Origin of the sequence: Moraxella sp. CTOTU47616 (assembly GCF_032017465.1) — a bacterium.
Lineage (GTDB): Bacteria > Pseudomonadota > Gammaproteobacteria > Pseudomonadales > Moraxellaceae > Faucicola > Faucicola tetraodonis.
The window spans coordinates 83148-105250 of the sequence record NZ_DALZPU010000006.1; the positions used below are offsets into that span (position 1 = coordinate 83148).

20 protein-coding genes are annotated in these 22103 nt (G+C 43.9%); 6 read left to right on the plus strand and 14 right to left on the minus strand.

Annotation, left to right across the window (positions count from 1 at the left end):
• Positions 1-61: 61 nt before the first annotated feature.
• The 3 genes from RTS10_RS08235 to recG all read right to left on the minus strand — a co-directional run bounded on the left by RTS10_RS08235 (position 62) and on the right by recG (position 4698).
• Complete coding sequence (locus RTS10_RS08235; RefSeq protein ID WP_312539931.1) at positions 62-1879, minus strand: alkaline phosphatase D family protein; 1818 nt, start codon at positions 1877-1879, stop codon at positions 62-64.
• Between the two features lie 265 nt (positions 1880-2144).
• Complete coding sequence (locus RTS10_RS08240) at positions 2145-2324, minus strand: hypothetical protein (RefSeq protein ID WP_101964595.1); 180 nt, start codon at positions 2322-2324, stop codon at positions 2145-2147.
• Positions 2325-2544: 220 nt separating this feature from the next.
• A complete protein-coding gene (gene recG, locus RTS10_RS08245; RefSeq protein WP_312522201.1) occupies positions 2545-4698 on the minus strand; it encodes an ATP-dependent DNA helicase RecG in 2154 nt (717 codons plus the stop codon).
• Between the two features lie 97 nt (positions 4699-4795).
• Between recG and RTS10_RS08250 the strand changes: the two genes are divergently transcribed.
• The gene (locus RTS10_RS08250) at positions 4796-5881 is read left to right on the plus strand and encodes an NYN domain-containing protein (protein ID WP_312539932.1); all 1086 of its coding nucleotides are present in this window, start codon (positions 4796-4798) and stop codon (positions 5879-5881) included.
• A 7-nt stretch (positions 5882-5888) separates the two neighbouring features.
• Positions 5889-6785, plus strand: coding sequence for a patatin-like phospholipase family protein (locus tag RTS10_RS08255; RefSeq protein ID WP_312539933.1), 897 nt, complete (start codon positions 5889-5891; stop codon positions 6783-6785).
• A 66-nt stretch (positions 6786-6851) separates the two neighbouring features.
• Here RTS10_RS08255 and RTS10_RS08260 read toward each other — a convergent pair whose 3' ends face one another.
• Positions 6852-7385, minus strand: a complete 534-nt coding sequence (locus RTS10_RS08260; RefSeq protein ID WP_312539934.1) for a hypothetical protein — start codon at positions 7383-7385, stop codon at positions 6852-6854.
• A 517-nt stretch (positions 7386-7902) separates the two neighbouring features.
• Here RTS10_RS08260 and argA point away from each other — a divergent pair.
• Positions 7903-9261 (plus strand): amino-acid N-acetyltransferase, encoded by a 1359-nt coding sequence (gene argA / locus RTS10_RS08265; RefSeq protein WP_309575910.1) that lies wholly within the window; start codon positions 7903-7905, stop codon positions 9259-9261.
• Between the two features lie 114 nt (positions 9262-9375).
• On the opposite strand, the gene RTS10_RS08270 is transcribed toward argA, so the two are convergent.
• From RTS10_RS08270 to RTS10_RS08295, 6 genes are all read right to left on the minus strand, one after another.
• Positions 9376-10170, minus strand: a complete 795-nt coding sequence (locus RTS10_RS08270) for a BamJ family beta-barrel-assembly machinery protein (protein WP_312539936.1) — start codon at positions 10168-10170, stop codon at positions 9376-9378.
• Between the two features lie 101 nt (positions 10171-10271).
• Positions 10272-11117, minus strand: coding sequence for a BamJ family beta-barrel-assembly machinery protein (locus tag RTS10_RS08275; RefSeq protein WP_312539937.1), 846 nt, complete (start codon positions 11115-11117; stop codon positions 10272-10274).
• A gap of 362 nt (positions 11118-11479) precedes the next feature.
• A complete protein-coding gene (locus RTS10_RS08280; RefSeq protein WP_312539938.1) occupies positions 11480-12115 on the minus strand; it encodes a lysophospholipid acyltransferase family protein in 636 nt (211 codons plus the stop codon).
• 80 nt (positions 12116-12195) lie between these two features.
• Positions 12196-12534: a YnfA family protein gene (locus RTS10_RS08285; protein WP_312539939.1), complete on the minus strand. Its 339-nt coding sequence runs from the start codon at positions 12532-12534 to the stop codon at positions 12196-12198.
• A 202-nt stretch (positions 12535-12736) separates the two neighbouring features.
• Entirely contained in the window at positions 12737-14626 is a 1890-nt protein-coding gene (gene parE, locus RTS10_RS08290; RefSeq protein WP_312539941.1) for a DNA topoisomerase IV subunit B, read from the minus strand.
• Between the two features lie 120 nt (positions 14627-14746).
• Positions 14747-15376, minus strand: a complete 630-nt coding sequence (locus RTS10_RS08295) for a YqiA/YcfP family alpha/beta fold hydrolase (protein WP_312539942.1) — start codon at positions 15374-15376, stop codon at positions 14747-14749.
• A gap of 261 nt (positions 15377-15637) precedes the next feature.
• Here RTS10_RS08295 and RTS10_RS08300 point away from each other — a divergent pair, with 261 nt between their 5' ends.
• Both RTS10_RS08300 and RTS10_RS08305 read left to right on the plus strand, forming a co-directional pair.
• On the plus strand, positions 15638-15922 hold the full coding sequence (locus tag RTS10_RS08300) for a DUF1289 domain-containing protein (protein WP_159373971.1): 285 nt from the start codon (positions 15638-15640) through the stop codon (positions 15920-15922).
• A 47-nt stretch (positions 15923-15969) separates the two neighbouring features.
• On the plus strand, positions 15970-16956 hold the full coding sequence (locus RTS10_RS08305) for a putative bifunctional lysylphosphatidylglycerol flippase/synthetase (protein WP_312539943.1): 987 nt from the start codon (positions 15970-15972) through the stop codon (positions 16954-16956).
• A gap of 120 nt (positions 16957-17076) precedes the next feature.
• Here RTS10_RS08305 and RTS10_RS08310 read toward each other — a convergent pair whose 3' ends face one another.
• On the minus strand, positions 17077-17232 hold the full coding sequence (locus RTS10_RS08310; RefSeq protein ID WP_007115844.1) for a DUF1328 domain-containing protein: 156 nt from the start codon (positions 17230-17232) through the stop codon (positions 17077-17079).
• A 552-nt stretch (positions 17233-17784) separates the two neighbouring features.
• On the opposite strand from RTS10_RS08310, the gene RTS10_RS08315 reads away from it, so the two are divergent.
• The gene (locus tag RTS10_RS08315; RefSeq protein ID WP_065253561.1) at positions 17785-18138 is read left to right on the plus strand and encodes a hypothetical protein; all 354 of its coding nucleotides are present in this window, start codon (positions 17785-17787) and stop codon (positions 18136-18138) included.
• Positions 18139-18420: 282 nt separating this feature from the next.
• Here RTS10_RS08315 and sstT read toward each other — a convergent pair whose 3' ends face one another.
• The 3 genes from sstT to RTS10_RS08330 form a co-directional block, all read right to left on the minus strand.
• Positions 18421-19659 (minus strand): serine/threonine transporter SstT, encoded by a 1239-nt coding sequence (sstT, locus tag RTS10_RS08320; protein ID WP_312539944.1) that lies wholly within the window; start codon positions 19657-19659, stop codon positions 18421-18423.
• Positions 19660-19784: 125 nt separating this feature from the next.
• Positions 19785-20252: a DNA polymerase III subunit chi gene (locus RTS10_RS08325; RefSeq protein ID WP_062332918.1), complete on the minus strand. Its 468-nt coding sequence runs from the start codon at positions 20250-20252 to the stop codon at positions 19785-19787.
• Between the two features lie 21 nt (positions 20253-20273).
• Positions 20274-21788, minus strand: coding sequence for a leucyl aminopeptidase (locus tag RTS10_RS08330; RefSeq protein WP_312539946.1), 1515 nt, complete (start codon positions 21786-21788; stop codon positions 20274-20276).
• Positions 21789-22103: the final 315 nt, after the last annotated feature.

The window sequence follows — 22103 nt, forward strand, 5'->3', positions numbered from 1 at the left end:
TGATGTATCAAAAAAAGCCGCTAACGTTAGCGGCTTTTTTATTGGGTTTTGTCAAAGTTGTCTAAACCAAATAAGGCTCACCCACTTTGACACGCATGGTTTTACCAACATTGCTTGTATAGGTGGGCTTGGTGATATCGCTGACAAACACCCACTCGCTGGTGCATTGCTCAGGGGTCGCTGTCACAATCATATAACCGCGCTGAGAGCTATCACACCATTTTAACGTACCGCCTTTGACTAGCATGGGTAGCCCCAGTGCTAGCTGTTTTGGGTCAACTGTTGCTAAGTATTCTTCAAAACCTGGCGATGTCACTGACTGTACCGCAAACTCCACCCCAACGGGTTCGCCTTTGACATTGACTAAATTATTCGCCCAAGCGTTATGGGTATCGCCTGCCAATACCACTAAGTTTTTTTGCATCGCGTTGGCAATACCATAAATCATCTCGCGTGCCACCGCATAACCATCCCACGCATCCAGGTTATAAGGAATGAATGGCGCTTGCTGCAACTGTTGTACCATAGCTTGCTCTTGGGGCGTCAAAGTTGTTGGTGCAGTCTGCGCTTTTTGCATTAGGGTCAGATAAGTGACGGCATCTACGCCCAAAGCAGGATTCATAAAGTTGAGCAGTACGGGTGCAGGAATAAACATCTGCCCCATCACCACTTGCTGGCCTAGAATTTGCCAAGTCGACTTTGACGCTTGCAATTGACCTGCTAGCCAGTTTTGTTGTGACAAACCAATCATTTGGCGGCTGGTATCTTGCATTGCTGCGGTGAATTTTGCGGCATCTAAAGTGAGCTGACCATTGGCGTCTTTAACTAAAAAATTATTGTAATCTAGCTGTTTGTCACGGGCAATGACACGGGTGTCTAGCATATGTAGACTGAGTAAATTACCAAAATCAAAACTGCGATAAATTTGCGTCATCACACTATTACGCGTGGGCATCCATTCATGATAGGCTTTCATCGCGTCCATTTTGCGCTGATTCCAATCGCCTTCATTGGGTTGGTGGTTTTCAGCACCCGCTTTATAAGTATCATTACTAATCTCGTGGTCGTCCCATACCGCAATCATTGGCATGGCGGCATGTACAGCTTGCAAATCTTTATCGGTACGGTATTGAGCATAGCGCAAGCGATAGCCAGTAATGGTGAGCAATTCTTCCACTGGGATGACTTCGCGCTTGAGCTGTGCGGCCTGGCTTGAAGCATAGGCAGGTACCGTTTTACCTTGGTCATCGATGGTATGACGACCATATTCGTAGATATAATCGCCTAAATGCAGCAGCACATCAACGTCGCTGCGCTTGGCAATATCGGCATACGCGTGAAAATACCCTGCAGGATAGTTTGAACAGCTCACCACCGCAAGTTTCACTTGATTGACATTCGTGACAGGTAGGGTTTTGGTTTTGCCAATCGGACTGGTGACACCACCACATATAAATCGATAAAAGTAAGGGGTGTTTGGCTGTAAACCCGTGGCATCCACTTTAACCGTATAATCCTGCCCACCGTTTGTTTTGCTCGTGCCTTTATTGATGATAGTGTTAAACGTATTATCACTGGCAATTTGCCATTCGACATCAAGGCTGCTGCCACTGTTCGTCGGTGTCACACGAGTCCATAAAATCACTTTGTCAGCAAGCGGGTCGCCACTGGCTACGCCATGTAAAAAGCTAACTTGCGCTGTGTTATCATTATCATCATTGTCATTATTACAGCCGGCTAGCAACATCGATGCACCTGCGGCAGTCGCAAGCGATGTTGATTGTAAAAAACGGCGACGGTTGATAGCTGGGGTTGATGGCTGAGTGTCTTTAAGCAAATTGTGGATAGGAGAAGTTTGCTCAGCAGGCGGTTTGGTCATGGGGTTTCCTCTAGATAAGGCAAAGCAACAATATGAAAAGTCAAATTGTGATAAGTCAAATTGTAATAAAAAGATACGCTATCGCTAGGAAACATTAGCTGACTAAGGTGACAACCGTATGACGATTGAATGAACAATTAACGGCAAATTTTAGCCAATAAAAAAGCTGACCGAAGTCAGCTTTTGCGCAGTCAAAAATCTATGTCATAAAACATACAGGCAATAAAACTAGGCATAATACCTAGTCGCTTATCAATACTAGTAGCTAAATACCTGCAGCCGCTTTAAATGCAGCTTCATCAAAGTCGTCACCATGGGTCACAACGATGGTACCATTAGGGTTAATGTTGACAAATTTGACCCCTTTGATGTCTTCGGTTTTTTTGATGATTTCATCAGCAGTGGCTTGGTCTGCGATAGGTAAATCGTATTTAGTTTGTGGCATAACAGGTATCCTTCATATTGATAATTCTATATTAATAAATAACAGTAATATTGCGCAATGGATAAAAAATTAATTAAAACCAATAGTTACGATAGTTAAGTCAGTGTTAATTAATCAATAAGTACATAGGGTATAACATAACAAAAAATTGCAGGTGTGAATAGTCGCTTTATCCGTAAAAACAACGCTCTATCAGAATTCAAGCGCCTACTATGCGCTATCACGCGTTAATGTATTTGATGGCATCGGGTGTCCAATGGCTGATATATTGCTGCACTTGTGATTTGCGATTTTCATCAGCAATTAGGTACTTAGCAATCGCTTGCGCCACGATTAGCAAGCTTTCATCTCTGGCTAGGTCACTGACATAGTAGCTATCAAATCCTGTCTGCCGTTTACCCAAAAGCTCGCCTGCACCGCGTAGTTCCAAATCTTTTTGCGCAATCACAAAGCCATCATTGCTATCTCGCAACACATTGAGCCGCTCGATACCCGTTTCTGACAATGGCGTTTGATAAAGCAATACGCAAAAGCTTTTTTGGGTGCCACGCCCCACGCGTCCGCGTAGTTGGTGCAATTGCGATAACCCTAATCGCTCAGCATTTTCAATCACCATCAGCGAGGCATTGGGCACATCGACCCCGACTTCAATCACGGTGGTAGCCACCAGCAAAGCGGTTTTACCCGCTTTAAAATCCGCCATGACTGCTTGTTTGTCATTCGGTTTCATTTTGCCATGCACCAAACCAATGTTCAGATTGAGCCTGTCATTCAAATCGGCATAAGTCGCTTCAGCGGCTTGCGCATCAAGCATGGTTGACTCTTCGACCAGTGGGCACACCCAGTAAGCTTGTTTGCCTTGCTCGCAGTTGGCAGCAATACGTTCAATCACTTCATCACGTCGGTCACGGCTTATGGTGACGGTGGTGATGGGGGTGCGGTTGGGCGGCAGCTCATCAATGATGGACGTATCCATATCACCAAATGCACTCATGGCAAGGGTACGCGGTATGGGTGTGGCTGTCATAATCAGCTGATGCGGTGTGGTATGCGCCAAGCCTTTATCTACTAGCGCCATTCGCTGCTCCACCCCAAAACGGTGCTGCTCATCGATAATCACCAAGCCCAACTTGGCAAAATTGACATGTTCTTGAAATAGCGCATGCGTACCGACCACGATTTGTACCTCGTTGTCTTGTACTTGTTGCAAGGCTTTTTCACGCGCTTTGGCTGTTTGCTTGCCCACCAGCCAACCCACACCGATGCCAAGCGGTTCAAACCAGCTTTTAAAGTTATTAAGATGTTGCTCCGCCAAAATCTCTGTCGGTGCCATCACCGCCACTTGCCAGCCGCTATCAAGCGCATAGCACGCCGCCAAAGCTGCTACCAAGGTTTTGCCTGCGCCAACATCGCCTTGCACGAGTCGCAGCATGGGCACTGACGTTGACAAATCTTTGACGATTTCCGCTACTACCCGATTTTGGGCATGGGTAGGGGTAAAAGGTAAATTAGCTAACAACTGATTAGCAAGCTCGCTTGTGGCATCGCAGCGCGGTGCTTTATGCTGATAAAGTTGTTGTTTGCGGTACAGTAGACTCAGCTGGTGCGCGAGCATTTCTTCTATAATGAGCCGCTGACACGTCGGATGGCTGCGATTTTTTAACGCCGCTAATACCAACATTTGCTTGTTCAAATCGGTATAAATGGGTGGCTGATGGATAAAGCTAATGGCTTCTAGCAAGCTAAATTCGCCAAATGGGTTGTGGCTACCTGCCAGTAACGGAAACTGCTTACTCAGCGCACTTTGTACGATTTGCCACTCAGCATCACTGATAGTAGCCATCACAGGATTGGATTGTTTGACCGTTTGCAGCGCAAGTCGAATCAAGCTGCGCAGTTTATTTTGATGTAGGTACTTGACCGTTGGATAAATAGGTATGAGCCCTGTATTGGTCAAGGGTTGATGTCCAGTAATAATTTCATATTCAGGGTGGCTGATTTGGGTGCCATACTTACTGATACTGATTTCACCAAACACACGCAAGGTATTGCCCACCGCCATGGTTTCGGTCAATCCACGATAGACTTTGAAAAAGCGTAATGTTGTTTGCGCTGTCCTATCTTGTAATGTCACGCTCAGACCCATCTTTTTGTTGTCGACGCGGACAACGGTACCTTGTAGCAATGCCGATTGTCCATCGACGACATCACACATGTTGACCAGTCGGCTGCGATCTTCATAATCACGCGGCAAATGTAGCAACAAATCAAACACGCGCTCAATACCAAGTTGGTCAAGCTGTTCAGCGATTTTGCTACCTACGCCAGCAAGCGCGGTGACGGGGAGATTAAAGATGTCAGGTTTTAGCGTCATATCATAAGCTTAGATGCGCTGTCCATGATAAAAATAGCATGAAAAAACACCAAATTAAGTTAGAATACATAGCGACACAATTTACGCTTTATAACCGATGAACTCAACAAATTTATCATTTAATAATATTGCTGTTTTGATTGATGGCGATAATATCAATGCAAAAAATATTGAAAGTATTCTAGCTAAAGTCAGTACCCTTGGCACAATCGCCTGCAAGCGAATTTATGGCGACTTTAAACAAGGCAAACTAACAACTTGGGATGATATATCACTGAAGTTATTACTTGAACAAATGCATATTCCCGCCTACGTTAAAGGTAAAAATGCGACTGATATCGCTTTAGCTATTGATGCCGTTGACTTATCTTATCTTGATTACGACTGTTTTTGTATCATCTCATCAGACAGTGACTTTAGCATATTAGCCAAAAACTTACGTACCAAAGGCAAGAAAGTTTTTGGCTTTGGCAAATCGACTACTGTAGAATCGTTTAAAGTCGCTTGCGATGATTATTTTGTAATGGATGATACAATACCGCCAGAGCCAAGCAATAGCGCGACCAAACCAACCCCAAGTCAACAGTTAACTGATACATCTTTTACTCAAAAGTTGGCTATGAATGAAAGCGTATCTGAGCCGCCTATCGCTCGCGTAATGCCGCAGCAACTAAAACAAGACACAGCTTTATTAAATGCCTGTCGGCAAAGTATCCAACATCATCGACAAAATAATAGTTGGTCAAATTTTTCCAAAGTTATCAGCCACTTAAATAGCAATTACCCGAAAATTTCGCCAAAAAATTACGGTTATAGTAAGTGGCGCAGCTTGTTTAATCAGATAGATTTATTTGAAACCCAAATGCAAAACAATCTGTTAATGATTCGACAAAAACCGAGTAAAAATAAGACAAAAAATCTGCTAACCGATGCGACTACGCTCATTCAAGAGCAAAAATTGCTCGATGATATTTATGAGATTTTCGCCAAACCCATAATCAAAAAATTGTTGACTAAAAACCAAGGTTGGCTACATATTGGACAGTTTGGCAGTGAGCTTAAGAACAAAGGCTATAACCCCACCCAATTTGGGGTTAAAAATTTTACCAAATTGGCAGAAAATATTGCTATTTTAAAAGTTAAAAGACAACCCAGTGTCATTATGATTGCTCTACGTACTTAGGCTTGCTATGAAACCGCTTTCTTTTTTTGCCCTGATAACTACTAGCATTTTTTTTACGGTTACCGCTTGCACTAAAACGCCAGTGATACCCACCCAACCTATTAAATCACCCATTCAACCATCAGTAAAGCCCAAAATCGCCCTTGTATTAGGCGGTGGCGGTGCCAAAGGTTTTGCCCATGTCGGCGTCATCAAGGTGCTGGAAAAAAACGGCATCACCCCCGACTTAATCGTCGGTACCAGTAGCGGCAGTCTAGTCGGTAGTTTATACGCCAGTGGCAAGTCCGCTAGCGAACTTGAAGACATCGCGACCCATGTTAGCAATAATGAATTGCTCGATTATAGCTGGAGCAAACAAGGCTTTATCGAAGGCATCAAACTACAAAACTGGGTAAATACCCAAGTCGATAATCGACCGATTGAAAAACTCCCCATCCGTTTTGCCAGTGTCGCCACCGATTTAACCACCAAGCAAAAAGCCGTCTTTGATAAAGGCAATACCGGTCTTGCGGTGCGTGCATCCAGTAGCGTGTACGGTGTTTTTGTACCGCCACGTATCAACAATAAACGCTATGGCGATGGCGGTTTGACAAGCCTTGTGCCTGTGCAAACTGCCAAACAAATGGGCGCAGATATTATCATCGCGGTAGATGTCTCAAGCCCGCCAAAAAATAGTCATCCGCAGGATTTTTGGGCGCTACTGGATAAGACATTTGCCGTCATCCCCCATCAAGCAAATGCTGCTGAAATCAAATGGGCGGACGTGGTGATACGCCCGGCCGTTGGTGATATTGGCACGACCAATACCATAGCTAGAGAAGCGACGATAAAAGCAGGGGAAATTGCAACCTTAGCAAAGCTCAGCGATATCGAGCAAAAAATCGGCAAGTTTCAAAAATTGTAAATAAAAAAACCGCTCATTCAATTGAGCGGTTTTATGCGTTGAGCCCTTCTAGGCATTGAGCGCTTATTATTTTACTTTTAAACGATACTTTACCATCGCCACTTCATTAAGACCCAAACCTGGTACATCCCACTGTATGGCTTTATAGTAGGCCATCGGTAGGTTCTGTCGCACGCCATTCATGTTGGTCTTTAGTGGCATATATTGAAAATTGGCACCGTCCATACTGCCGAACGCGCGGGTTGGCTCTACATCGCTCGTGCTCACTAATTCCATATTGGCGGGAATGTTCATGGTCACTTTCATGTTGCGGATACGGTCGGGGCTGTTATTGGTTAAGTAGCCGCGATACTCTACGATGTTGCCAGATGCAAGGCGCGTTTGTGCATTGACGGGGCTTAACACTTCTTGACCTTGTGGATCCTGACCAACCACAGAGGCTAAAATGCGGGTTTGAACTTGACTCGCAACTGGCGCTGAGATAGGTGCAGCTTGATTATTATCAACAGGGTCTAATGCCACCGTTGGTAGCACAGCCATTGCGGTGGCTGATGCCCCAAGTGAGGCGGTCATTAGCGCGAATACTGAAAGCTTTTGCATGAATATTCTCCATTAAATCATGATTTTCAAATGTTCAAAATTGTTGTGTCAGCGGCTGCTAGCGTATTCTGTTTTTTTGGCAGGTTGGCATACACCGCTGATTGGGTGGTCAAATAGGTTAAGGCTCGACTATAGATTAGCATAACAAACTTTACAATTTAACTCACTAGCAAGTTGAAAGTTGCGGGATGAATTTACTAAATACAAACAGCGCAGCCAAAATCAGTAAGATTAGCTATTGTATTTTGTAAGGTTTATTGATAGCCTTATCGTTAGTCTCTGAGCGATGCGTCGCAATCACGCTGTTAAACTTACATGTATGTTTAATTACATGTATGTTTAATTAAAAGAGACAAAAACTTTATCGTATGCTGTTTGTACGTCTACTTTTTTTATCATGTCTACTGTTATCATGCCAACTTCAACCGATACTTCAGCAAGTTTTAACCATGGCAATGCACCGCTTGCCGATGGCGAAACGATGACTGATAATAACCCTATACTTGCCTATCACGCTATGATTGATTTACCCAATACTGCCCAACAAAATGCCGCTGCCACAACCCCTGCTTATGTTACCCCGCCTTATGTATTATGGTTTCGTAACTTTGCGCCCTATATCAACACCCATCGTGGCAAGACCTTTGTCATTATGTTCAATGGCGAAGCGGTCAATCACGACAATTTTAGCCATTTGATTCATGATTTTGCGCTGCTGCATAGTCTTGGCATTAAGCTCGTACTCGTCCACGGTGCGCGTCCGCAAATTGATGCCAATCTTGCCGAGAACCATATCGAAACACCGATGGCAGATGATGTGCGTATCACTACAAAAGAAGCCATGCCATACATCCTAAAAGCTGTTGGCTCAATTCGCCTGCAAATTGAAGCACAGCTATCGATGGGACTTGCCAACTCGCCGATGTATGGCTCTCGTATTGATGCCATCTCAGGCAACTTTGTTACCGCCCGTCCTTACGGTATCCGTAATGGCATCGATTATCAGTTTACTGGGGAAGTACGTGCGATTGATGCCGAAGCCATCCACAACAATTTAATCCATGACCATGTGGTGATTTTGGGTAGTATGGGCTATTCTGCGACAGGCGAAGTATTTAACCTGCTGGCTGAAGATGTGGCGCTACAAGCGGCGATTAGCCTAAAAGCGGATAAATTAATTTTCTTGGGTGAGCAAACAGGTATCTATAAAGATGGCACTCACCTGCTTAAAGAAATGATTCCGCATGAAGTAACACGCTTCTTACGTGATGTTCCTGAAAGCTCAGAAATCGCGCGTTTCTTACGGGCAGCCAGCGATGCTTGTCAATACGGTATCCACCGTACCCATATCATCTCCTATGCCAAAGATGGCGCACTGCTTGAAGAGTTATTTACCCGTGATGGTTCAGGGACACTAATTTCCCATGACCCGTATGAAGAAATTCGCCGTGCCGATATCGACGATGTGGTAGGTTTGATTGAGCTACTAGAGCCACTTGAAGAACAAGGTATTTTGGTCCGTCGTTCGCGTGAGCGTTTAGAGAGCGATATCGAAAACTTTAGTGTGATTGAGCGTGATGGTATGGTATTAGGCTGCGCGGCTTTATACCCACTCAACGACCAAGCCGCGGAAGTGGCTTGTGTGGCTGTCCATCCCGATTATCGCAATGGTAGCCGTGGCGCAGATTTGATAGCATTCTTAGAGCAACAAGCGCGTAGCCGCGGCCTCCATGAACTCTATGTATTGACTACTCGCACCGCACATTGGTTTGTCGAGCATGGGTTTATGGAAGTCCCTGCTGAATCGCTACCGGCTGACCGCTATGCCTTTTATGACAATACTCGCAACTCTAAAGTATTAAAAAAGGTACTTTAAAGGTATCGTCTTTCAAGCCACTATAAAAAAACGCTCAATAGGAATATGAGCGTTTTTTTATAGCCAACTGGGGAAAACTTTAAGCTGGGACAAAACTTTAAGATAGGAGAAAACTTAAAGTTTAACGGGTTGGGTCACAGGTGGGTTGACTTGTAACAGCTCAATATCAAAAATCAACACGCTGTTGGGTTCAATATCGGCATTACCTGCTTCGCCATACCCCAAATTAGCGGGGACAAATAGACGGTATTTACCCCCTTCTTTCATCAACTGTAGCCCTTCTGTCCAACCTTTAATCACTTGATTGAGTGGGAAAGTCACAGGCTCGCCACGTTTATAAGAGCTGTCAAAAATGGTACCGTCAATCAAGCGCCCTTCGTAGTGGACTTTGACTTTGTCCGTCGCTTTAGGCGATTTGCCTCTTCCTTGTGTTAGCACTTGGTATTGTAGACCCGACGCGGTAGTCATCACGCCTGATTTTTTGCCGTTTTCTAGCAAGAACTGTTTGCCTTTTGCCGCATTGCTCGCTGCTAACGCTTGTACTTCTTTGGCATAGGCAATTTCTTTGTTTTTTTGATAGTCGAGCAATACTTTTTGCATTTGTTTTTTGTCAAGATTGGGCGACTGCGCTGAGTATGCATCTCGAAATCCCTGAAAAAACGCATCAAGATTTAAGTCATCAATACTGTCTTTATTGCTCTCACCCATCAGATAGCCAAAGCTATAGCCGACTTGTGCCAATGCTGGGCTAGTTGCCGTCACTGTGGACTTTGGTACATAAACAGAGGACGCAACTTTGTTTGTGCCAGTGCTTGCCGGTGCGGCATTTGCACTGATTGACGTAACTGCTAACAGCATGCCAGTAGCGATGCCAGTCACTAAACTTACTTTTTTATATCCTAAAATCATTGGGAAGTTCCTTTGCCATAGTGCAGATAGGTAGGGCGAGCGAATTCGATAGTTGCGCTTGCCCAGCTGATTGATATCAACCTAGCTGATGCCAACCCCATCTATTGGGCAGGTTGAGAAGCTGATTGCATGGATTCAATTTGTTGTTGTAGTTGGGCTTGGATATCTGCTGCGGCAGGCTGTGCAGCATCAGCGGGTGGATTGACTTTTAGCAAATCAACATCAAAAATGAGCACACTATTTGGCTCAATACCACCTTGAGGGGCACCTTGCTCACCGTAAGCAAGTTTTGATGGAATGTAGAAGCGATATTTGCCGCCTTCTTTCATCAATTGTAAGCCTTCAGTCCAACCCGGGATAACTTGGTTAAGCGGGAATACCGCAGGTTGACCGCCATGCTGTGCGGTGCTATCAAATACTTTACCGTCTAACAATTTACCTTCATATTGTACTGCTACGATATCTGTGGCTTTTGGCTGCGCGCCGGTACCTTCTTTGAGCACTTCATACTGCAAGCCAGACGCGGTAGTTTTGACCCCTGCTTTTTTAGCGTTTTGCGCTAGGAAAGCCTCGCCTTTAGCTTGGTTGTCTTGTAGGCGTTTTTGCATTTGGGTTTGCTCATAGGTTTGTACCGCTTTAATCATTTCTTCACGGGTCATGGTCGATGTTTTACCATTAAAACCGTCATTGATACCTTGATTGATATCAGCAGGATTGAGGTCTTTGGCGTCTTTTTTGACGTTTTGACCCATCATATAACCTAGGCTATAACCTACCTTTGCCACTTCACTGCTTTGGGCATTGATAGCGGCTGAATTACCCGCCAACTGACGGCTACCGATGGCTGCTACTTGTGGGTCATTGCCAAAACTTTTGATAAAAACGGGTGATAATGCCAAAGCACCTAACACAACTGCTGCCAATACGGGAACTGTATTATTGCTCATAAAATTTCCTATCTGATATGTCCAATTAAGGTCTAATAACTATTAAAAAATCGTCTCAAAATTGTATCTATCATAGCAGAAATAGTTTGTAAAACCTATGGCATCGTCAGGTTTAGGTTTTTTTGTAGGCAAATAGTGGCGATAGCAAAACGCTCTTTATGTTTATACGCTTTTGTTGACCGTATCGGCAGCAAAAGGACTTTCATGGCGCATTTTTATCCTTTTTTTACCCTATCAGCCCACTAATGATAAATGGGATGAATGTGACAGCAGACTTGTTAAGCCCTTGACATAAAGTTACCTTAACTAAAAACAGCTCAATGTAGAAACAGCATAAGAGATTTATGAGGTAGCTAAGACAGTTAGCTATGCAAATCTTGCAACGGCTGTGACATTTTTTCAAAATGCTTACCCAAAACGCCGCGATAGTTTTCTAAAATTTTGGGTAAATCGGCGTCATAGTCGCCTGTTGGGTAAAACAAGGGCATAAAGCGCATTTGTTTGGTGTTATAGTCCATCGCAATCGGTAAAATGGGTACGCCTGCCCCTACGGCAATATGATAAAACCCTGTTTTCCATTTTTCGGTATAACTTCGTGTCCCTTCAGGTGCCAACCCTAACCAAAGCTGCTCTTGTTGGTTAAATTGTTCAATGGCCGCCTGCAAAGTCGAACCTTTTTTCTGACGATCAATCGAAATCATCCCGCCCCATTTTAAGAAAGACCCGATGAGCGGGAGACGAAACAGCTCTTTTTTACCCATCAATTTAAAATCAATGCCAACCGATAAAATGCCCATGACCGCATTCCAGCCATCTTCATTGGAGGTGTGAGGGGCAGCGAGCATCACTAGTTGTTTGACATCAGGTACGTCACCGACCACTTGCCAACCTGTTATTTTTAAGTATTTTGCGGCGAGCTTGGCGATGTTTGGGTCATCACGGCAGGGCACATTTGAGCCAAATTGGCTGGGATCTAATGGCGTTTGGTTGATATCCATGTGGGATCTCTTTGATTTAGTAATTTAATTTGAGTTTACATTAGTGCACTAAAATTAGCAAATTTGTTGATTGGAGACATTTATAACAGACTTTTGGGCTGAAGGATAATGATAGTTGCGCCCAACAGTATCACCAAACCGCCAATGCTGTCCCAGTGCGTCAGAGAAACGCCATCGACAAATTTTAGCCATACCAAAGCCGTCGCGATATATATGCCACCATATGCGGCATACACTCGCCCTGTCGCTGTGGGATGAAGGGTCAGTAGCCATACGAACAGGGCGAGCGTGATGGTCATAGGGACAATGAGCCAAAGCGGTTTATGCTGTTTGAGCATCAGATAGCCAAGATAGCAACTGACAATCTCGGCAATCGCGGTGATAAAGAATAACAGCAGGGTAATAAACAATTTAGTCATATTCGCGGATTTGCCCCATGTTAGATGTTAGGCAGAAGGGGAAAGTTGATAAATCGCATCACGAGCGTCATTTTCTTTTGAAAAGTCTAAAGCGTCATAGGATTTATCTACTTGATAATGTTTAAATGTATCAGATAGCCATGCACTTTCAAAAGTACACGCTATCAGTGTAGGCTTAACGTCAATCATTTTTGCCTAGCCATTAAACCCCAATTTCCGCCAAATCGCCTTTTTGCTCAAGCCATACTTTACGGTCGCTGGCGCGTTTTTTGGCAAGCAGCATATCCATCACGCTATCGGTTGCCGTTGGGTCATCAAGGTCTAGCTGCACCAAACGTCGTGTATCAGGATTCATCGTGGTTTCACGTAGCTGTTCGGCACTCATCTCGCCCAACCCTTTAAAACGGGTAATTTGCGGCTTTTTATTTTTTGCCACTTTTTTCAAGATTTGCTCAAGCTCGTCATTATCAAGGGCGTACTCCACATCTTTGCCAATATCAATGCGGTATAGCGGTGGCATAGCGACATACAAATGCCCTGCATCGACGACTGCTTTAAAGTGTTTGACAAACAACGCACACAGCAGCGTGGCAATATGCAGTCCATCTGAATCGGCATCCGCCAAAATACAGATTTTATCATAACGCAGTTCGCTCAAATCGTCTGAATCAGGATCAACACCAATGGCAATGGCGATGTTGTGGATTTCTTCACTGGCAAGCACCGTATCGGGCGACACTTCCCACGTGTTCAAAATCTTGCCTCGCAAGGGCATAATCGCTTGAAAATGGCGGTCACGTGCCTGTTTTGCTGAGCCACCTGCCGAGTCCCCTTCCACCAAAAACAGCTCTGCGCCATCTCGCAAATCACCGCGACAATCCGCCAATTTGCCTGGCAGTGCCGGTCCTTGGGTGATTTTTTTACGCTCAACTTTTTTGGCAGATTTTAGCCGTTTGCCCGCTTTGTTAATCGCCAATTCAGCGATTTGTTTGGCAATCTCTGAGTTTTGATTGAGCCACAAGCTAAAGCCATCTTTAGCAAAGGCTTGCACCACGCCCGCTGCTTCTCGGCTCGATAAGCGCTCTTTGGTCTGTCCGCTAAATTGCGGTTCGGAGAATTTTAGCGATAAAATATAATTAACCCCATCCCACACGTCTTCGGGAGCGAGTTTGACGTTGCGCGGCAGTAGATTGTGCAGTTCACAAAATTCTTTTAACGCGTCAGTAATACCTGTGCGTAGTCCATTGACGTGGGTGCCACCTTGAGCCGTAGGAATCAAGTTAACGTAGCTTTCTTGCACAGGCGTACCTCCCTCGCTAAGCCAACAAATGGCAAAGCTTAACCCTGCTCGTTCGCCTTTTTTGGCGTCGTAATTAAACACGAATGGCTGTTCTGGGAGGGTGATTTCTTCGACCAGTTGCTCGGTGAGATATTGCGATAGCCCATCGGTAAATTGCCAAACGTCTTTGTCACCGTCAATTTCATTGATAAAAGTAATGGTCAGCCCTGCCGATAACACGGCTTTGGCTTTAAGATGGTGTTTGAGTTGTTTGATGTTGAATTTTGGTGAATCAAAGTATGTTTCATTGACCCAAAACCGCACGAGTGTGCCACGTTTTTTCTTGTTGCTAGCTTGAGCAATGGCAAGCGGAGCAACCGCATTACCATCAACAAATTGCATGGTGAATGCTTCGCCATTTCGCCACACCGTGACATCGACTTTGTGCGATAAGGCATTGACGACTGAAATCCCCACGCCATGCAGACCGCCTGAGACTTGGTAGTTGTCGGTAGAAAATTTACCGCCTGCGTGTAGGCGTGTCAGAATCAATTCAATGCCCGATTGCTTAAATTCGGGGTGAATGTCGGTGGGCATGCCGCGTCCGTCATCTTCGACTGACAACGAACCGTCGGTGTGTAGAATGACAGTAATATTTTTGGCGTGACCTGCAAGGGCTTCGTCCACCGAGTTGTCGATGACTTCTTGGGCCAGGTGGTTGGGGCGGGTGGTGTCAGTGTACATACCAGGACGACGGCGTACCGGGTCAAGACCTTCTAATACTTCAAGTGATGTGGATGTGTAACTACTCATAACAACCTTAATTTTTTAAAATTTTAAATGATTCATAACAAATACAAATAGTAGATATAGCTAGTGATATGACGCAAACCCATTTTCTAGGTTAATGCTTGAACTTTTGACCAACATTTTTTATTTAATCAACGGCAAGCCAAACAAGAACAGTATAATTTGCGGTAATTTGGTTTCAAAATCACTCATCACATGGTCGCCACCCTCTTCCACGATGATATGGCTTTGGGCATTGCTTTTTTCTAAAGCGCTTTGACTAAAATAATTGACCGCATCTTGGAAATTAAGCAACTCATCGCCTTTTTTCAAAATTACCAATAAATTTTGCGGATTGAGCGATTGTTCGGGGCGATTTGCTACCAGCCACTCAATATCTTTTTTACTAATATGCCAACCATCGGGGGTCACGTGACCGATATAATCATCGGGCAAACCGTCAAAATCTTCCCCAAAAAAACGCTTGAGACTTGTGCCACTGTGCACACTTGGATTGAGCAATACCGTTTTTTTACCTGTCAAATTTGCCAAAATATTGCCATAAAATCCACCGAGCGAACTACCGACCAAACCTGTATTGGGGTCTTTGGCAATAATTTCTTGGATTAAAGCAATCGACTCATTGGGTGAACGATTCAAATCGGGCGCAACAACTTTGATTTGTGGGAAATATTTGGCACAAAAATCTTTGAGTTTTTGCGCTTTTTCGGCGTTTGGATTGCTATCAAGTCCGTGAATATACACAATTTGCATGGTTTTCTCGCTATTTTTTAATTATAGTAAATTATCATATCGACTGTTGTTGGTTTGGCTAACATTTAATCTTAGCATTGCTTGGCTAAAATAGCCATGATGCGAGGTTTCAACACGTTAAAATTTGTCGTGTTAGTTAGATAGCCGTGTTTGGTGGTACTTTTTTGTCTGTGTTATTTGATTTTCAGCCCAGTTAACCCTATCTCTGCATAGGTGGATTACTCGTCCATTGGCATGGCGTAGTCAGGAGTTATCACCGCGATGGAGCAGCAAGAGTTATTTGAGATTGCCAGTCCTTGTATTCAAGTCTGCGAGCTTGATAAACAGGGGTATTGTAAAGGCTGTTTGCGCAATCGTACCGAGCGTGACCTTTGGCTTATGATGAATGACTCACAAAAGCGGCAAGTACTTAAGTTATTGACTATCCGACGACTCAAACGACTGCGTGCCGAGCGTTTGGCGCACCAAACCCCCACTCAAACTGCGCAAGATGATGAGATAAATTTGACATTGTTTGAGGATAATGAAAATAATGTTGGCGACTAATTGATTAATTGATCGTAATGTCTACTAAAAAATATTAGGTTGAATGCATGAATAGTTCTTGGTTTAAGCAGGTTTGGCGACTTGCATTAACAGCGATTACGGTATTAATTTTTTTTATGGCAATTCGTGCGCTTTATGGTTTGACCAAAACTGTGCACTATCAAGACGTTCTAGACGCTATCGCGCATATTCCTACTTTCCATCTTATTATCGCCGCCATCGTGGTGGCTTTTGGTTATTTAGTACTCACCATTTATGATTTTATTGCGCTCCGCCAACTTGGCAAAAAACTTGATTACCGCCATGTCGCCCTCACCTCTTTTACCGCTTATGCCATTAGCCACACCATTGGGCTCAATCTTGTCACCGCGAGTGGTATCCGTTATCGTAACTATCGCCGTTTTAATCTGAGTCATAATGAAATTGCCAACATCGTCTGGATGGTGTCAATGGCATTTACCTTTGGTATTACCACGTTGATTGGGGCGTCTTTGACTAGCCATCCTGATATTACCATTCAACTATTATCTGAACTGGATAAATCGCTTGGCATCTTTGAGCATACTTTCTATGTACGGATGCTTGGCATCATCATGTTAATCGTTATTGCAGCGATTATTGTGTACGCTGGCAGGCAAGGCAAACATGTGGTGATTCGGGGTTGGCGTTTTGACTTACCGCCCGCTAAAATTGTGCTGCAACAGATTGCGATTGCCATTTTAGATTTAAGTACCGTGGCGTTGGTACTGTACTTACTATTGCCGCCTTCTGAGCATATCAGCTATTGGGCGACCTTTTCTGCGTTTATTCAATCAATGGCAATCGGCATCTTAAGTCACGTCCCTGGCGGTCTGGGCGTATTTGAAGTGGTTATGATTACGGCTTTGCCCAAAGTCGATCGGACGCAGATGCTGGCGGTGTTATTGATTTTTAGATTACTGTATTACATCATGCCATTTTTGGTTGCCTTACTGGCATTGTTGGCATATGAGGCAAAGCTATATTTGAGTGAAAATTCTGACAAAAAAAAATAACCTTTTACATTTTTAACACTTTGCATCAAACAAACGTGTTTTCGTATTGTAAAAGGTTATTTTAAGCGTATTTAGTACGATCATACCAAATTAAATAGACCTATCTTATTACTTTAGTATTTAAACTTTTCGGCTAATAAAGGCGATAATAAATAAAATCACCGCTACTGCCAAGAACACATATGCCAAGTTTGCCGATAAACCTGCGACACCACCAAAACCTAAGAAACTCGCAATCAATGCGATTACCGCAAAAATAATAGCCCAACGAAACATGATAACTCTCCTTTTTTATTGTTTTAAATGTCCTGTTTTTGCACTTAGAAATTTTGCATTAGACACTTTGCATTTTAGTTGTTAAAGCCTGTTAACCTATGCTTTATCGCATGAGTACATATTAAAATAATTCTATAGCGTTGTAACGAGCACTTTTGTAAGGTTTGTGGCTTTCTCATAGCCTGTGTATAAAAAAGTGCAAAAAAAACCATGCATGGTTAATGATGTTCATGCTTCTGGTAAGCATTAGTAAGTATTGCAATGCTATGTTAATGTAGCTGTAGCTTGCATTGACAAGCTCACTGATTGTTAACGCTACCGAATAACTTCCTTAATGGCATTAGGATTTGTTTACGTATTCTCAACATTTTGTCCCTAATCCTTACATTGTTGCGGCCGATGATTGTTTTATAATGGCATCTAGGCTTTTAGTATTCCCTTAACAGTGATTCTCTTTATAATACTGTCATATTTGGGAATTATACTAACTACCTATATAACTATAGAATAACTATAGACACAAGTATAGCAATCAACAATGAGGAAAAAATTATGAAAAAGTTAGCCACAACACTTACTGCATTAGTCATAGCAACAGGTCTTACCGTGAGTGCCCAAGCAGCGACTAAAGTAACAACTACGACCAAATCGACTACCACACACAAAAACGTAGCAACGGCAAAAGCAAAACCCCAAAAAGCTACCCAAAAATCCACAAAAGCATCAAAAAATACTCACAGCACCAAAGCTTCAGCCAAGGCTAAAAAAGGCAGCAAAGTAGCTCCAAGAACCAGTGAAGTAAACATTGATATCCCAGCTGACCTAAAAATCGACGAAAGCAGCAACAAATCTGTTGCGCCAGTCGCGCCTAGAAATGCCCAATCAAATCCTGGGTGGTACCAGTAGCGCAAGTTACCCAAACAGGTCCTGCGGTTTAATCAGTCACCGTGCAACCGGTTGATGATAACACAGCGATTGCCTCAACAACGACAACCGTACCTGTTGACGTACAAACTGTACCCGTTGTAGTAAACCCATAATCGCTAATTGTTAAACGATTTTTATAAAAAAAGATGCCTGCGTGGCATCTTTTTTTGTGGCTAATTAGTGGATTGATTATTTGGTCAATAAAAAAGACACTCTGAATACCTTTTTTATTGTTATATGACTCAAAATCTTTAGCAACTTTTAGCGGTGATAAGCAGCATATTTGGGATCTGCTGCCGCGGTGAATAACACGTCCGTTGATGAGTTGAGTGCTGTCTCAACCGAGTCTTGTACTACCCCAATAATAAAGCCAATCGCGACTACCTGCATGGCAATGGTGTCAGGAATATTAAAGAAACTACAGGCCAATGGTATCAATAGCAATGACCCCCCTGCAACACCCGATGCCCCCGCCGCAGCTAAGGTAGACACCACCGCTAACAACAGCGCAGACCCGAAGTCCACATGAATACCTAACGTATGTGCCGCTGCCAATGTCATGACATTGATGGTAATCGCCGCCCCTGCCATATTAATGGTGGCACCTAACGGAATAGTGATTGAATAGGTATCTTCATGCAAACCCAACTTATGCGCAAGGTTTAGATTCACAGGAATATTGGCGGCTGAACTGCGAGTAAAGAAGGCGGTAATGCCACTTTCTTTAAGGCAGGTAAACACCAGTGGATAAGGATTTTTGCGGGTTTTGACAAATACAATTAATGGGTTTACAACTAAAGCGATAAACACCATAGAGCCGACCAACACCGCTAACAAACGGGCATAACTTAATAACACCGACAGACCCGTTTCAGCGATGGTTTGTGTCACCAAGCCAAAAACGCCCAATGGCGCAAACCAAATTACCCATTTGACCACGCTTGAGACCGCTTCTGCCAAATCGTTAATCATTTGCTTGGTATGGTCTGAGGCATGGCGCAAGGCAAGACCCAAAATCGCCGCCCAAGAAAGCACGCCCATGTAGTTGGCATTGACGATCGATTTGACAGGATTTTCCACCATGTTGGTCAATAGTGCTTTTATCACTTCTGCTAAAGATGACGGTGGCGTCTGACCAACTTCACCGGCTTTTAAAATCAATTCGGTTGGGAATAAAAAGCTTGCTACTACCGCCGTCAAAGCTGCCAAGAACGTACCTGCCATATACAGTACCAAGGTTGAGCGGACATTGACCTGAGTGCCTGATTTATGCTGACTGATAGCGGCAATGATTAAGATAAACACCAACAACGGTGCAATCGCTTTTAACGCACCGACAAACAACGCACCCAAAATTGAGATGGTTTGCGCCACACTCATGGATAAACCGCCGATGATAGTCGGATTGGCTAATGAACCGACTAAGATACCGAGTATCAGCCCTATCACAATCAAAGGCACCAACCCCACGCGCTGATACGCTTGGATAAGCTTTAACATAATAACCTCTTAATATTTCACCGCAAAAATGGCTGATATATTAACATTTTTTAACAATTTGCATAATTTATTTTTAAAATCGTCAACTTGTCAATTTAAAGCTATCAAAGTGTTGGGTAGAGAGGTTATCGGATTTGAAAAACTTGGATGGCAGGTGCGCTGTTGGTTGCTAGTGATTGTAATTGTGCTTGATAAACGCGGTATTTTTGACGACCACTTTCAACCTGTTCGGGGGCAGCGTCGATAACTTCTAGCAGGCGGCTAGCTTGGGTATCTACAATTGCTTCGTTGGTGAGATTGATGACGACGCCATCAAATAAGGTGACAAGTTCGATATTATCGGTAAGTACCACACTGGCAGGGAGTTTTTGGTGATAAAAGGCATCAAGTTGCTGGATAATTTGGTGGGGAATAAACGCCACATCACTCAATGACCATAGTCGGTCATCAAGTGGGGGTAATAGCTCGGATGCTGCTACTACGATAATGCTATCATCGCTTTTGGCTAGCACGGTTGAAATCAGCTGGCAGACAAACGCCAGCTGTTTTTTTTGCGGGGATAAAATATAAAAACTAATTTGCGAGGCCATCATTAGGGGTCAGCGTCCTATCAGCTAGACTGCATCTTGGGTAGCTTGGCGATAAAGATAATGCATCAATAACGGTACTGGACGACCTGTTGCGGTTGGCTCTTTACCCGACTGCCATGCCGTCCCTGCGATATCCAAGTGCGCCCAAGGGATATCTTCAACAAACTTCGATAAAAAACACGCCGCTGTGACTGACCCTGCCGGCATACCGCCAATGTTTTGCATATCTGCCATGTTGGATTTAAGCTGCTCTTGGTAGTCATCATCCAGTGGCATGTGCCAAACACGGTCATACGCTGATTCGCTAGCTTGTTCAAGCTCAAAAATCACATCTTCATTGTTACTGTATAAACCTGAGCGCACATAACCCAGCGCCACGATACACGCCCCCGTCAAGGTTGCCATGTCAATAATCACTTTTGGCTGATAGCGCTGCACATATACCAAGGTGTCGCATAGTACCAAACGACCTTCGGCATCCGTATTGAGGATTTCCACGGTTTTACCATTCATGGCGGTGACGATATCGCCAGGGCGAGTCGCTGTTCCTGATGGCATATTCTCCGCACAAGCGAGTGCGCCAACGACTTGTAGCGGTAGACGCGCTTCACATAGCGCTTTAATCATGCCCATGACTGCCGCTGCACCGCCCATGTCGTATTTCATCTCACCCATACCGAGACCTGGTTTGAGTGAAATACCACCACTGTCAAAGGTAATGCCTTTACCCACGAGTACAATCGGTTGCTCTAGGCTTGATTTTTTGCCTTTGGTTTTGCTGTTTTTGTCTTTTTTGGCGGCTTTGCCATTATACTCAAGTAATACTAGCTTAGCTTCATGGGCGGAGCCTCGAGCCACTGCCAAAAAGCAGTTCATCCCTAATTGCTGCATGTCTTTTTCACCCAATACCTTGACCGTCAATAGCTCTGGGTATTGATTTGCCAAGTTTTGCGCTTGCTCTGCAAGATAGGCAGGGAAACATACATTCGGTGGCTGATTTGCCAAATCTTTGGTGAGTGATTGACCTTGGGCAGTTGCCTGTTGCAGCTGTAGCAGGGCGTCAAACGCGGCTTGGTTGTCTGCGCTGACCAATAAGGTCACGTCTTTTAGCGTCGGTTTATCCGCTTTTTGCGATTTATAAATATCAAAGGTATAGCTTTGATTTAACAGGGCTAATGCCAACTGACCAAAACTCACTTCATCCATACTATCGCCTAAACTAATCACCGCAGATTTGGTAAGACGACTCAAACTTGCATAAATTGCTTTGGCAATTTTTTGCAAGCTACCGCCGTTTAATTTATCTTGACTGCCCACGCCAACCAACAATAAACCCACATTGTTGTCAGTACCATAATTGATTGCGGTATCGGCAAGCTTACCCTTAAAACGACTCGCTTCAATCAAGCGACTGACAGCGGTTTGTAGCTCACTCGTTAGTTGCCCCATAGTTTGGCTATTGTCATCTACCAATACCACGTGATAGCTGTTCTTGACCGTTTTTTTAAGCGCGGTCGCTAGTGTCAATGTCAAATTCATTCAAGCTCCTTAATTATTGTTATCAAGAAATAACTATTATCATAGCATACCTATTATGGTATTTGGGTTATAGCATTGGGTTATCACTGCGTGATGGAATAGCAGGCGTCATTGTGTAGGGTAAAATGCGGTTGTAAAAAGTCTTTGTAAAAATTGGCTTTGATAAAGCGGCTGTAAAAAGTGGTGGTGAAAAGTCATTGTGAAATGTTACCTTACAGTATTCATATTCATAATCTCTCGGCAACGCGCTAAAATAGCCGATTAACAGATGCGCCGAATGGTATGATGTCGTACAATATTGGCATTTACTTCCCT